Below are 12,422 nucleotides of genomic sequence, written 5' to 3'. Positions count from 1 at the left end.
CTCCGCGCCAAGAAATACCAGAGAAATAGACCGGTCGAATCTTCGCTATTCATTGAATGGCGCGCCGCGACTACGCCTGATTTTAACCAACATTGGAACTCGCTTATGGAATCGGCAAGATTCGGTTGATTTCCTTGGTGGTTTGCGCGATTTTTAGAGACGAAAGATACCCCATGATGCTCAGGTCCGCCGCATCTCCTGGGTCGTGGGGTCGGTCGATCGATTGCATGTCTCGGTTCCTCGTGCCGTATTGCAGTCGGTCGACCCCCAATAAAAAAGCACCGCTTTCAAGGGAAGCGGTGCTTTTTTATTGGCTTGGATCATGAGACGACAAAAAAGGCGCGTCGCCCTGCGGCGCGCGCCTCGTTCTGCCGGATGCCACGATCTTACTTGATCTTGGTTTCCTTGAACTCGACATGCTTCTTGGCAATCGGGTCGTACTTGGTCTTGGACATCTTGTCTGTGAAGGTACGGCTGTTCTTCTTGGTCACGTAGAAGAAACCGGTGTCCGCCGTCGACAGCAGCTTGATCTTGATGGTCGTAGCTTTCGCCATGGTGTTCTGCCTTTAGGAAAAATGAAGCCGCGGACGGCCGGATGGTGTCCACGGCGAAATCTGGCGCGAAACTACAAATCGCGCCCGAAAAGTCAAGTCCGTTTCGGTCTAAAAAGGAACCGTCCTATCGACAGCATGACATAAAGGCCGAAGAAGGAGGCGAGCGCCCATGCGAAACCGTTGTTGCCGGTGATGTCGATCGCTGCGCCGATCGCCTGTGGCCCGGCCACGGTGCCGACGGCGTAGCAGAATACGAAGGCTGCATTGGCGGCGGCGAGGTCGGCGCCGGTGAGTCGCGAGCCGAGATGGGCAAGCCCCACAGTATAGAGGCCGGAGACGCAACCGCCCCAGAACAGCAGGACGACTGCCGTCAGCAGCCAGTCCTCGATCAGCAACGGCAGGAGCAGCGAGCCAACGAGGCCCGTCAGCGCCATGAGTGCGAGAAGCGGTCGCCGGTCGCGAAGGCGGTCGGAATACATGCCCAGCGGGATCTGGAACACCATGTTGCCGATGCCCATCACGGTGAGGAGCAGGGCTGCCTGGGCCTCGCTGAAGCCCTCCCGGACGGCGTAGATTGGAAACAGCGAAAGTCCGCCCGCTTCGACCGCGCCGAAGACGAAGACGGCGGCTGTCGCCGTGGGCACAAGGAAGATGTAGCGTAGGAAGTGACGTTCGGGCTTCTCGTCCAGAACGGGACTCTCATGCCGCGCGATATAGATTGGCACCGCCGCGATCAGGATGGCGCCGGCACCGATCAGGAAAGGCCGGATTCCGTCGCTACCGATGGCCGAAAACAAGAGCGGCCCCATCGCGAAGCCAACTGCGAGCACGGTGGCATAGATACCGAGTACGAGGCCTCTGCGGCGGGGCGGGGCGGCTGCATTGATCCAGAACTCGGACAGGATGAACAGCGTCGTGGTCGCCCCATGGAATGCGAACCGCAGGGGAAACCACATCCAGAACGCGCTGGCATAGTAGAAGCCGAGAGCGCTGACGGCAGACACGATCACCGCCCACAGCATGGTCCGGGCGACGCCGAAATCATGGGCGAGCCGAGTGGTGATCGGTGCGGCGATCATGGCCGCTACACCCGCCATGGCCGAATTCAGCCCGATCATGGTCGATGAGATGCCGCGTTTCTCGAGGATTATGCTGAGGAGGGGGAGGCCAAGGCCAATGGCGATCCCCACGGCGCTGATTGCCGAGATCGCCGCGAATAGCGACGGCCAGTGTATCTCCTCGACATGGCCGTTGAGGTCGTTCTGTGGACGGGACATCTTGTGCCTCTAGAGCTCGGTCCGGACGAACCGTCCATGGCGCATGAAGTAATAGGGTACGGGCAGTCCATAGGGGAGGGCAGGATCGCTCTCAAGCAGCAATTTCACATCCTCCAGCACCGCGCGCGTGATCTGCGGCACCTTGAGCTCCGCAAGGTCGGAAAAACCCACCCAGCGCAGATCCTGCAGTTCTTCGGTATCCTGAAGCGGAGCGGAGGCAATGCCGGCTTCGTCGGCAGGCAGCAGAAAGAAACGGGTATCGAAGCGTCTTACATTCCCGGGTGGCGTTACCGCACGCGCCACGTAACGCAGGGGCACGAGGTCGGCCGCGTCGCCGGTGCTCAACCCCGTCTCCTCACGCAGTTCGCGGAGCGCCGCCAGTGCAAGGGCGCGCACGGTCGACGGTCCGGTGCGTGCTGCCGTTCCCGAGAGAAGCCGCTTCACGACAAGCGGGTGAAGGTCACGCTGGTAGGGCAGGGTGTAGTCGTGACGATCCCGCCGGCCGCCCGGAAAGACGTAGACGTCGGGCATGAAGGCGTGGCCGCCACCTCTCCGCCCCATCAGGAAGCGGGGCGTGCCCTGGCGTCGATCCAGCAGGATGATCGTGCTGGCATCCTTCGGACGCAGCTTCTCCGTGTTCTTCCGCAACGGCTCGTCGATCGCGAACGGTGCGGGCGCGACCACAGCCGGTTTCAAGGATGTCGGTCTCCGTGATCCGCAACGGGCCGCTCTCCTGCCTCGCCGCCGAATCCGTGCATGCGGTACGCCCATTGCAGTCCGATGACGCCGCCCTTGATCGGCTGGATGGTCAGGAGCGCAGCCAGGACTGCGAGCGGGATCCAGATCGCCAGATGGATCCAGGGAGACAGCGGGAATACCAGGTCCGCCATCATGTAGCCGGTCATCAGAACATGGCCGACCACGAAGATGACGAGGTAGGCCGGCAGGTCGTCCGCCCTGTGGTGGTGGATCTCTTCCCCGCAGACCGAACATTCGTCCACCGGCTTGAGGAAGGCCCGGAAAAGGCGCCCGGTGCCGCAGTTAGGGCAGGTACCCTTCATGCCGCGCCCGATGGACCGCATCAGGGGGCGCTCTTCCTGGTGCGTTCCTCCGAACCGGACCGGCTGCTCGGCTTCTCTTAGCATATACTTGCTCCTATCGGCCACGCGGGGGTCGGGTGCCGGCCTTCGCGCGCCGCTGATTGCGGTCTCTTCGCCCGGATTTGTGAAAAGACCGTGTCGCCGCCGGCATTTTCCGGCCTTCGCTCAGCATTTCGAAACGCAAGGCGCCGGCAAGGGGGATCGCCTCGGCCAGCCGTACCTCGACTGCATCCCCGAGCTGGTAGCCAAGCCCGGATTTTTCGCCGGTCAGCGCCTGGTGGGCTTCGTCGTAGATGAAATAGTCAATGCCAAGCGTCGAGATTGGCACGAAGCCGTCTGCTCCGTAGTCCGGCAGGGTGATGAACAGACCGGCCTTCGTGACGCCGGAGACGCGGCCCTGGAACTCCTCGCCGATTCGCTCGCTCAGGTGATGGGCGATCAGCCGGTTGACGGTGTCGCGCTCGGCTGCCATCGCCCTCCGCTCGAAGGTAGAGATCTCGGCGGCGATATCGTCGAGGATCGCTTCTTCCTCCGGCGTAATGCCGCCTTCGCCCAGCCCGAGCGAGCCGACCAGCGCGCGATGCACGATCAGGTCGGCGTAACGCCGGATCGGGGAGGTGAAATGGGCGTATTTCATCAGGTTCAGGCCGAAATGCCCGATATTCTCTGGGCTGTAGATCGCCTGGCTCTGGGATCTCAGCACCATCTCATTGACCATGGTCTGGTGCGGGGTATCGAGCGCGCGTGCGAGGATGCCGTTGAAGGAATTCGCCCGTACCTGCCCACCCTTGGCCATGGAGAGCCCGATCGTGGCGAGGAATTCCCGCAGAATTTCCTGCTTTGACAGCGCTGGCGCATCGTGGACGCGGTAGACGAGCGGCTGGCGTTTCTTCTCCAGCGTTTCCGCCGCGGCGACGTTCGCCTGGATCATCATCTCTTCGATGAGCTTGTGGGCATCCAGCCGATCGGGGATGAAGACGCGGTCGACGGTGCCATCGGGCTTGAGGATGATCTTCCGTTCGGGCATGTCGAGCTCGAGGGGCTGCCGCCGCTCGCGACCGCGCATCAGCGTCGCATAGGCGTGCCACAGCGGCTTCAGGATCGGCTCCAGCAACGGTCCGGTCTTGTCGTCGGGCTTGCCGTCAATCGCCGCCTGGGCCTGCTGGTAGGAGAGCTTCGCCGCACTCTTCATCATGATCCGATGGAAGGTGTGGCCAGCCTTACGCCCTTCCTTGGAGAAGACCATGCGGACGGCAATCGCCGGTCGATCCTCGCCTTCGCGCAGAGAGCAGAGGTTGTTGGAGATGCGTTCCGGAAGCATAGGGACGACCCGATCCGGGAAGTAGACTGAATTCCCGCGCTTCAGCGCCTCGCGATCAAGCGCGGAGCCGGTGCGGACATACCAGGAGACGTCAGCGATCGCGACGGTGACAATCACTCCGCCCGGATTATCCGGCGAGGTGTCCAGTTCTGCATAGACTGCGTCGTCGTGATCCTTGGCGTCGGCAGGATCGATGGTGATCAGCGGAACATGGCGCCAGTCTTCCCGCTTCGACATGGTCGCTGGACGTGCTGCCTCGGCCTCGTTGAGGACCGCCTGCGGAAAGACATGGGGGATGCCATGGGCATAGATGGCGATCATCGAAATCGCCTTTTCGGACCCGACTGAGCCGACGACCGACAGGACGCGGGCGCGAGGCAGCCCGAATCGGCCGCTGCGGGCGACTTCGACCTCGACCAGGTCGCCATCCTTCGCATCGCCCATGCCGTCGCGTTCGATCAGCATCTCCTCGCCGCGCCGGTCGATCGGCATCAGGCGAGCCTCATCCTCCATCATCCGGATAACGCCGAGCGAAGCCCCCCGGCGTCGGTCGATGATCTTGATGACGCGAGCTGTATAGGCGGGGCCGCTGCGGTCCTTGTTGGCAAATATCTTGGCGAGCACCCTGTCGTTGAGGCCGGCAGCCGGGGTCTTTCCCTTGCGCTCTGACGGCTGGCGGATGAGCACGGCCGGTGCTGCACCCTGGTCTTCGGGCCACTCGGCAGGCCGGCCGATCAGTTCCCCATCCTTGTCGCGGGTGGTGATGTCGAGCACCGTCACCGGGGGCAGGGCGCCGGGGCGCGAAAGAGACTTGCGGCTCTTCTTCAGGAGGCCTTCGTCCTCCAAGGTCCTGAGCAGATCCTTGAGCTCCACCCGTGCCTCGCCCTTCAGCCCAAAGGCCTTGGCGATCTCTCGCTTGGATGCCCGGTCCGGGTTCTCGGCGATGAACTCGAGCAAGACGTCGCGCGGCGGCACGGCTCCGTGGATGATGGTCGGTCCGCCGGAGGAGGGAGCGTTGCCCTTGCGGTTTCTTGGCGCGGGTGTGTCCCGATTGTCTCTTGTCACGTTCCGGTCTTCTTCGCCTTCGTAGCCGTCTTTGCCGAGGCCTTCGGCTTGGCTGCAGCTTTTGGTTTGGCGGCCGTCTTCTTCGTTCCCGCTGCCGCCTTTGCCTTGGTGGCTTTGGCCTTGCCGGAGCCCGCCTTGCCACCCTTCTCGGCAATCAGTGCCAGAGCTTCGTCCAGCGTCACCGCCTGCGGATCCTTGCCCTTCGGCAGCGTGGCGTTGACCTTGCCCCAGTTCACATAGGGACCATAGCGGCCGTCGCGAACGGTAATGGCGCCGCCGTCGGGGTGATCTCCCAACGTCTTCAAGGCCGCCGGCGTTCCGCGCCCGCGGCCGCCAGGCCCCTTGCTCTGCTTCTCTGCCAGGACCGTCACGGCCCGGTTGAGGCCGATCGTGAACACGTCTTCGACGCTTTCAAGATTGGCATAGGTGCCGTCATGTAGAAGGAATGGACCATAGCGACCAAGGCCGGCGGAGATCATCTTGCCGCTTTCGGGGTGCTTGCCGATGTCGCGTGGAAGATTGATGAGCGCGAGTGCCTTCTCGTGGTCGATATCCTCCGGCTTCCAGCCCTTCGGCAGCGACGAACGTTTGGCATCCTTGCCTTCTCCGCGCTGGATATACGGCCCAAAGCGGCCGGAACGCAGGGTGAGGTCTTCGCCCGTGTGGGGATCGGCGCCGAGCGACTTCGGTTCATTGAGACCGGTGGCCTCGGCTTCGGCACCGTCCTGCGACAGCTGGCGGGTGAAATTGCACTCCGGGTAGTTGGAGCAGCCGACGAACGCACCGTACTTGCCAAGCTTCAGCGAGAGTTTCCCGGTGCCGCAGACCTGGCAGGTCCGCGGGTCGCTGCCGTCCTCCCGCTTCGGAAACACCAGCGGTGCAAGCGCCTCGTTCAGCGCATCGAGCACGTTGGTGACGCGCAGTTCCTTCGTGTCCTCGATCTGGGCAAAGAAATCCTGCCAGAAATCCCGCAGGACTTGCTTCCAGTCGAGTTCTCCGGCCGAAATCCGGTCGAGCTTTTCCTCGAGATCTGCCGTGAAGTCGTACTCCACATACTTGGTGAAGAAGTTCTCCAGGAATGCCGTCACCAATCGGCCTTTGGGCTGCGGGATGAGCTTGCGCTTTTCCGTTGTCACGTATTCCCGGTCGCTCAGGGTCTTTAGCGTTGCTGCGTAGGTGGATGGGCGGCCGATGCCGAGTTCTTCCATCTTCTTGATCAGCGACGCTTCCGAGTAGCGCGGCGGCGGCTCCGTGAAATGCTGGCTTGCATTCACCTTGTTCTTGTCGAGTTTTTCGCGGGCGTTGATCTCCGGCAGGCGGCCGTCCTCGTCGTCGTCCTCGCCTTTGTCGCCCTCTTCGCGTTGATCCATGTAGGCGCCGAGGAAGCCGTCGAACCGGATGACCGAGCCGACCGCGCGCAGACCGGCTTTCTCACCCTTGCTATCCGCCGTGATCTCGACCGTGGTCCGCTCGATCTCGGCAGATGCCATCTGGCTGGCAATGCCGCGCTTCCAGATCAGCTCGTAGAGACGCGCCTGGTCCGCGTCGAGGTGGCGACGCACCTTCTCCGGGGTGCGGTTGAAGTCAGTGGGTCGGATCGCTTCGTGAGCTTCCTGGGCGTTCTTCGCCTTGGTGGAATAGAAGCGGGGCTTCTCCGGGACGTAGCGATCGCCAAACTGCTCCTGGACAGCGCGCCGCGCGCCGTCGATCGCCTCCGGTGCCATCTGTACGCCGTCGGTACGCATATAGGTAATGAGACCGACGGTCTCGCCGCCGATGTCTACGCCCTCATAGAGCTTCTGTGCCACCTGCATCGTTCGCGAGGCATTGAAGCCGAGATTGGAGGAGGCGGCCTGCTGCAACGTGGATGTCGTGAAGGGCGGACCTGGATTGCGCTTGACCGGCTTTGCCTCGACGCTCTCGACCACGTAGCTGGCGCCTTCGAGCAGGGTCTTGAGGCGATTGGCGTCGTCTCCGGTCTTGATCGAGCGGTTCTGCAGCCGCTTGCCATCGGCTGAGACCAGTCGAGCCTCGAACTGATCGCCCCGCGGGGTGCCGAGCAGTGCGGAGATATTCCAGTACTCTTCCGAAACGAAGCGTTCGATTTCGGCTTCGCGGTCGCAAACGAGGCGGAGGGCGACGGATTGCACGCGGCCGGCCGAGCGGGCACCAGGCAGCTTGCGCCAAAGGACCGGCGACAGGTTGAAGCCGACAAGGTAGTCGAGGGCGCGGCGGGCGAGATAGGCATCCACCAGCGGGGCATCGATATCCCGCGGCGCGGCCATGGCATCAAGGACGGCCTTCTTGGTGATGGCATTGAAGACGACCCGCTTGACGGGCTTGTCCCCCAGCACGCGCCTTTTCTTGAGAAGATCGAGAACGTGCCACGAAATGGCCTCGCCTTCGCGATCAGGGTCGGTCGCGAGGAACAGGCCGTCGGATCCCTTGACCGCGTCGGCAATGTCCTTGATGCGCTTCTGTGATGCGCTGTCGACCTCCCAGGACATCTCGAAGTCCTGGTCTGGAAGAACCGATCCGTCCTTAGCGGGCAGGTCGCGAACATGACCAAAGGATGCGAGAACCTTGTAGCCGGGCCCGAGATACTTGTTGATGGTCTTGGCCTTGGCCGGAGATTCGACGACGACAACGTTCATGGAGTTTCTCTGCATGGTGCATTTCCGGACGCCGGGACAGGTTCCCGACCGGATGTTGGTTCCGACATGGATGGCGTTTGAGCCGTGGTCAAGTGCTGAAGCCAATTTAAGCACTACAACGCGATACAACCTGGAGGAGATTGTACTTAAGGTTGCAATCCAAGATAAATGCTTTATCCTGTCTCCATCAAAGGTAGTTCATCCGCTGGATGGCAGGGGCAACGGGATCAACCATGCGTTCGGATCGTGCCGGTTTGGAGGACAAGGAGACGATCGCCTACATCCGTCAGATGCTGGGTGAACTGCATCAGGTTGCACGCCAGGAAGGGGCGGACATGCTCTGCTACCTGATCGAGATGGCTTATGTCGAAGCGGGCGATGTCCATGCGGGCCGACGACCACGTTCAGTCGCTCATGGAGAGAGAGACAAGACCTCCGGCATGACGATGTAGCCGCCCCGCAAGATCAAGCTCCAGAAGCACAAGATAGACGGCTGACGCGGACAAGCCTGTATGTCGGATGATGTCGTCGACCTCGACCGGGCTCGGGCCGAGGGATGAGATGATCGTCGCCCGATCGCTGTCGTCGGGCGGAAGAAGCGCCGCGGCGCCGTCATCATCGCCCGTTTCCTCGATCATCCTTTCACTGCTGCCTTCGAGCCGTGCGAGAGGAGCCAGCGCCTCGAGGACATCTTCGGACGACGTGGTAACGATCGCGCCTTCCTTCAGCAGTGCATTCGTGCCGTGGCATCGCGGATCCAGTGGCGATCCGGGGACCGCAAAGACAAGTCGACCAAAATCTCCCGCCATTCTTGCAGTAATAAGCGAACCCGACCTCTGCGCGGCCTCGACGACAACGACCCCATGCGAAATGCCCGCGATCAGCCTGTTCCGGCGCGGGAAGTCGCGTGCCCGCGGTTCCCATCCGAAGGGCATTTCGCTAACTGCAAGTCCTTCACCCGCGACGATCTCCTTCAGGAGCGGCACATTCTCGGGAGGATAAGGCTGATCCAGTCCTCCGGCGAGCACTGCGACCGTGCCGGTTTCCATGCTCGCCCGGTGGGCGGCAGTGTCGATGCCGCGGGCAAGTCCGGAGGTGACGGCGTAGCCGACGCGGCCGACGTCGCGGGCGATCATCGCTGCGAACTTCGCACCGCTGATCGAGGCATTGCGAGAGCCGACGATCCCGACCGACGGCCTCAACCCCACCGGCGAATGTCCCATCACCGCAAGAAGGGGTGGCGCACCATCGATCTGCCTGAGCGCCGGCGGATAATCGGGCTCGCCTATGCCGACGAAGCGGGCACCATGGCGGCGGGCCGCATCCAGTTCCCGTTCTGCCTCCTCCACCGACGCGATGCGGATAGCGCGGGAGGCGCCGCCGCGGCTGGACAGTTCCGGCAGCATGGCAAGCGCGTTTTCCGCCGAGCCGAAGTGATTTATGAGGTCGCGGAAGGTGGCCGGACCGACATTGTCGCTGCGGATGAGGCGGAGCCAGGCGATCCTTTGCCTGTCGGTGAGCGCAATCCCATGTCGTCTTGCGCCGCCGTCAGGCATCGCTATCCCTTCTGGCCGATCTTGCCTTCCGTGCCCGCCAGAAGCCTCTTGATATTGGTCTCGTGCCGCCACCAGGAAACTGCCGTCATGATCGCCATGACAAGGGCAACCTTCTCGCTGCCTACTATCCACAATGCAACCGGAATCACAAGAGTTGCAACCAGCGCGGACAGTGACGAATACTTGCTGATGAATGCGACGGTCAGCCAGACGACAGCGAAGACCAGCACCCAGACCGGAGCAACCCCCAGCAGCATGCCGATATAGGTCGCCACGCCCTTGCCGCCCTTGAAGCCCAACCAGACGGGGAAGAGGTGGCCGAGAAAGGCGCCGAAGCCGGCCAGCAGCCCCGCTTCCGGTCCGGCGATATAGTAGCCGGCGAGTGCGGCAGCGGTTGCCTTCAGCGCGTCAAGGAGGAGTGTCGCGGCCGCGAGCTTCTTGTTGCCGGTACGCAGCACGTTGGTCGCACCGATATTGCCCGATCCGATGGAGCGGATATCGCCAAGGCCTGCCATCCGTGTCAGCAGCAGACCAAAAGGGATGGAGCCGAGGAGGTAGCCGAGGGCAAGGGACGCGATCGCAACGCCTGCGCCGATCTGCCAGGTCAGAAGTTCATTCACCGGCTCGCCTCCTCACAGCGAATGGACGCATTTGCCGCCCACATAGGTTGCGATCGCGCGGCCGGAAAAGCGGGCATCTTCGAAGGGCGTGTTCTTCGACCGGGACAGCAGAGCATCCTTCGAGACGATCCATGGCTCGTCGAGGTCGATCAGCGTGATGTCGGCTCTCGCGCCCGGCTTCAGCGTGCCGGCATCGAGCCCGAAGATCTGCGCCGGGCGCGTCGACATCGCGTCGATCAGGCGCATGAGAGAGACGTGGCCCGAGTGATGCAGGCGCAGCGCCGCGGCCAGCATTGTCTCGAGGCCCACGGCTCCGTCGGCGGCATCGGCAAAGGGAAGGCGTTTCGTATCCACGTCCTGCGGATCGTGGGACGAGACGATGATGTCGATCGTCCCGTCGGCCAGCGCCTCGACCATGGCGGTCCGATCGTCTTCCGTGCGCAGCGGCGGCGAGAGCTTGAAGAAGGTCCGGTACTCGCCGATGTCGTTCTCGTTGAGGCAGAGGTGATTGATCGAGATGCCGCAAGTTACGTTTGCGCCGCGTCTGCGGGCGGTCCGGATCGCCTCGGCCGATTCCGTCACGGAGATCTTCGCGGCATGATACTTCGCCCGGGTCAGGCCGGCCATCCTGAGGTCGCGTTCGAGGGGAATGATTTCCGCTTCCTTCGGCACACCGGCGAGCCCAAGCCAGCTGGCGAACAGGCCCTCGTTCATGACGCCGTTGCCGATATAGGTTTCCCGGGGCTCGAGTGCGACGACGGCGCCGTATTCTCGTGCATAGGTCATGGCCCGGCGCAGCACGAGCGTGTCCGGCAGCGCATGGCGGCCATTGGTGAAGGCGACGGCACCCGCCTGCTGCAGCAGGCCGATCTCGGTCATTTCATCGCCGTGGAGCCCCTTCGTCAGGGCCGCGGCAGGGTGCACGTTGACGATCGCCGTGTCGCGCGCAGTCTTCTTCACAAATTCGACGAGCGCGATGTCGTCGAGAACAGGATCGGTGTCGGGCATCATGATGAAGGATGTGACACCACCCGCAGCAGCGGCGCGGCTAGCCGACTCGATCGTCTCGCGGTGTTCTGCCCCAGGCTCGCCGACGAAGACGCGCGCATCCACCAGGCCGGGAACGGCCAGAAGCCCGTTGCAGTCGTGAACTTCCGCACCATCCGGTGCACCCTGGTTGTGAGCCTCGGCGCCAGCGGCAAGGATACGGCCATCATCGCCGATGATGATGGATCCCACCTCGTCCAGATTGCGGGACGGGTCGATGATGCGGGCATTGTTCAGGACGAGGGAGCGCGTCATGTCCGGGGCCCCTGGTTCTGCGAGAGAAGCAGCGTCTCCATCACCGCCATGCGCACCGCGACCCCCATTTCAACCTGTTGCTCGATCACGCTCTGCGGACCGTCCGCGACTTCCGAAGCGATCTCCACCCCGCGGTTCATCGGGCCGGGATGCATGACAAGAGCATCCTCCTTGGCAGCTTTCAGCTTCTCGGCGTTCAGGCCGTAGAAATGGAAGTACTCGCGGACCGAGGGGACGAAGGAGCCCGACATGCGCTCGCGCTGGAGGCGCAGCATCATCACGACGTCAGCGTCTTTCAGGCCTTCCTCCATCGAGTGGAAGACCTCGGCCCCCATTTGCGCGATGCCAGAGGGGAGGAGAGTTGCCGGCGCAACAACGCGCACGCGCGCTCCCATGGCGTTCAAGAGCAGGATGTTGGAGCGGGCCACGCGCGAATGCAGGACGTCGCCGCAGATGGCGACGATGATGCGCGACAGCTTGCCCTTGGCGCGGCGGATCGTCAGCGCGTCGAGCAGCGCCTGCGTCGGGTGCTCGTGCTGGCCATCGCCCGCGTTCACGACGGAACATGCGACCTTCTGCGCCAGAAGGGCTGCCGCGCCGGCCGAAGAATGCCGCAGCACCAGCACGTCGGGGTGCATGGCGTTCAGCGTCATCGCCGTGTCGATCAGCGTCTCGCCTTTCTTCACTGATGAATTGCCTACGGACATGTTCATCACGTCGGCACCCAGCCGCTTGCCGGCGAGTTCGAAGGAGGATTGCGTGCGCGTGGAGGCCTCGAAGAACAGGTTGATCTGGGTCAGCCCCCGCAGCGTCGAGGTCTTCTTTTCCCGCTGCCGGCTGATCTGGACGGCTTCGTCGGCCTTGTCCAGAAGATAGGTGATATCCTGTTCGGTGAGGCCCTTGATGCCGAGGAGGTGGCGGTGAGGGAAGAAGACCATGAGGCGTCTCCGCTTGCGTTCGGGCGTCTATAATG

General features: G+C 62.8%; 11 protein-coding genes. 1 reads left to right on the top strand and 10 read right to left on the bottom strand.

Annotated features, from left to right (window positions below):
• Positions 1-386: 386 nt before the first annotated feature.
• The 6 genes from rpmG to topA form a co-directional block, all read right to left on the bottom strand.
• Positions 387-554, bottom strand: coding sequence for a 50S ribosomal protein L33 (gene rpmG, locus ACEPP2_RS11470; protein WP_052637931.1), 168 nt, complete (start codon positions 552-554; stop codon positions 387-389).
• Positions 555-646: 92 nt separating this feature from the next.
• Positions 647-1,831 carry an MFS transporter gene (locus ACEPP2_RS11465; protein ID WP_077547189.1) on the bottom strand — a complete coding sequence of 395 codons (1,185 nt, stop codon included), beginning with the start codon at positions 1,829-1,831 and terminating at the stop codon, positions 647-649.
• A gap of 9 nt (positions 1,832-1,840) precedes the next feature.
• Positions 1,841-2,527: an NUDIX domain-containing protein gene (locus tag ACEPP2_RS11460; protein WP_395516682.1), complete on the bottom strand. Its 687-nt coding sequence runs from the start codon at positions 2,525-2,527 to the stop codon at positions 1,841-1,843.
• Positions 2,524-2,976 carry a DUF983 domain-containing protein gene (locus ACEPP2_RS11455; RefSeq protein WP_281977507.1) on the bottom strand — a complete coding sequence of 151 codons (453 nt, stop codon included), beginning with the start codon at positions 2,974-2,976 and terminating at the stop codon, positions 2,524-2,526. Before ACEPP2_RS11455 ends, ACEPP2_RS11460 begins: the two co-directional genes overlap by 4 nt.
• Positions 2,977-2,986: 10 nt before the next feature.
• Positions 2,987-5,317 carry a ribonuclease R gene (gene rnr / locus ACEPP2_RS11450; RefSeq protein WP_395516681.1) on the bottom strand — a complete coding sequence of 777 codons (2,331 nt, stop codon included), beginning with the start codon at positions 5,315-5,317 and terminating at the stop codon, positions 2,987-2,989.
• The gene (gene topA / locus ACEPP2_RS11445; RefSeq protein WP_395516816.1) at positions 5,314-7,971 is read right to left on the bottom strand and encodes a type I DNA topoisomerase; all 2,658 of its coding nucleotides are present in this window, start codon (positions 7,969-7,971) and stop codon (positions 5,314-5,316) included. Before topA ends, rnr begins: the two co-directional genes overlap by 4 nt.
• 233 nt (positions 7,972-8,204) lie before the next feature.
• On the opposite strand from topA, the gene ACEPP2_RS11440 reads away from it, so the two are divergent.
• Positions 8,205-8,423, top strand: coding sequence for a hypothetical protein (locus ACEPP2_RS11440; protein WP_395516680.1), 219 nt, complete (start codon positions 8,205-8,207; stop codon positions 8,421-8,423).
• On the opposite strand, the gene dprA is transcribed toward ACEPP2_RS11440, so the two are convergent.
• Genes dprA through ACEPP2_RS11420 form a run of 4 tightly spaced genes read right to left on the bottom strand, consistent with a single transcriptional unit; the run spans position 8,376 to position 12,387 of the window.
• Positions 8,376-9,527: a DNA-processing protein DprA gene (gene dprA, locus ACEPP2_RS11435; RefSeq protein WP_395516679.1), complete on the bottom strand. Its 1,152-nt coding sequence runs from the start codon at positions 9,525-9,527 to the stop codon at positions 8,376-8,378. The two genes, ACEPP2_RS11440 and dprA, sit on opposite strands and share 48 nt — an antisense overlap.
• A 2-nt stretch (positions 9,528-9,529) precedes the next feature.
• Positions 9,530-10,147, bottom strand: a complete 618-nt coding sequence (gene plsY / locus ACEPP2_RS11430) for a glycerol-3-phosphate 1-O-acyltransferase PlsY (RefSeq protein WP_395516678.1) — start codon at positions 10,145-10,147, stop codon at positions 9,530-9,532.
• A 12-nt stretch (positions 10,148-10,159) separates the two neighbouring features.
• Positions 10,160-11,449 carry a dihydroorotase gene (locus ACEPP2_RS11425; RefSeq protein ID WP_281977504.1) on the bottom strand — a complete coding sequence of 430 codons (1,290 nt, stop codon included), beginning with the start codon at positions 11,447-11,449 and terminating at the stop codon, positions 10,160-10,162.
• Positions 11,446-12,387, bottom strand: coding sequence for an aspartate carbamoyltransferase catalytic subunit (locus ACEPP2_RS11420; protein WP_077547196.1), 942 nt, complete (start codon positions 12,385-12,387; stop codon positions 11,446-11,448). Before ACEPP2_RS11420 ends, ACEPP2_RS11425 begins: the two co-directional genes overlap by 4 nt.
• Positions 12,388-12,422 lie beyond the last annotated feature (35 nt).

This window comes from Pseudorhizobium flavum, assembly GCF_044142885.1.
Taxonomy (GTDB): domain Bacteria; phylum Pseudomonadota; class Alphaproteobacteria; order Rhizobiales; family Rhizobiaceae; genus Neorhizobium; species Neorhizobium flavum.
Note: the sequence above shows the minus strand (reverse complement) of the source record. Positions and strands in the feature narration are given on the sequence as shown.